Genomic DNA, 820 nt, shown 5'->3' with positions numbered 1-820 from the left:
CAGATGAGCGATGATCCGCTCATCAGCCTGCCAGCCGTGGCGCGCTGATCATCCCGGTCCATGCCGGAGAGCACGGCGACCAATGCCGTCTGCTACACCACCTCACGGGACGCGATCTCATGTCGGCCATCGCCTTAACCTCCCCTTGGATTGAATGCCAAGGTGACACAACCTTTGGTCGGCCGTCAATTTCGCACGACCACTCCCCAACCCCCAGCCGACCGGGAGGGGGGGCGGTCAAGTCCTTCCGACCGCCGGCGGCGGCTACCGGTGCTGCCCAACAACGCACAATCGTGATGCCCCGAATCGTTCGGTGAAAATACAGGAGGCCAGAATGGCCGAAAAATATAAGGTTCCGCCCCATCTGCGACCTGAAACACGCAAGTGGATTCGGCAAATTCTGGCCGATTTTGAGCTCGAATCGCACCATTTTCGCGTTCTCGTGAAGACGGCAGAAGCCTGGGATCGATCAGAACAGGCACGCGAGCAGTTGGTGGGTGGATTGGTGGTTGAGGATCGCTATGGAACGCCAAAGGCTCACCCATGTGTCGCTATCGAGCGCGATAGCCGAACAGCGTTCTTTCGCGGACTGCGCGAGCTCGCGCTGGACGGCGTGGATGCTCCGGAGGCGCCGCGTGCACCGCGGACAGCCGACTATGGGACTCGTCGCTGATGCCGGTTCGTCATCGCAAGAATCGGAAACGCTCGACGGATGGCCTTAGCGAGTGGGAATCGGTCTTTTCGATCGCGTCCCGTGAGGTGGTGTAGCAGACGGCATTGGTCGCCGTGCTCTCCGGCATGGACCGGGATGATCAGCGCG

At 61.0% G+C, this 820-nt stretch carries 1 protein-coding gene; it reads left to right on the top strand.

Annotated features, from left to right (window positions below; genetic code table 11):
* Positions 1 to 334: 334 nt before the first annotated feature.
* Positions 335 to 673 (top strand): hypothetical protein, encoded by a 339-nt coding sequence (locus C1A35_RS35620; RefSeq protein WP_104668915.1) that lies wholly within the window; start codon positions 335 to 337, stop codon positions 671 to 673.
* The last annotated feature ends 147 nt before the right edge of the window (positions 674 to 820 follow it).

The sequence above is a fragment of the Ensifer adhaerens genome (assembly GCF_002940685.1).
Lineage (GTDB): Bacteria > Pseudomonadota > Alphaproteobacteria > Rhizobiales > Rhizobiaceae > Ensifer > Ensifer adhaerens_E.
Note: the sequence above shows the minus strand (reverse complement) of the source record. Positions and strands in the feature narration are given on the sequence as shown.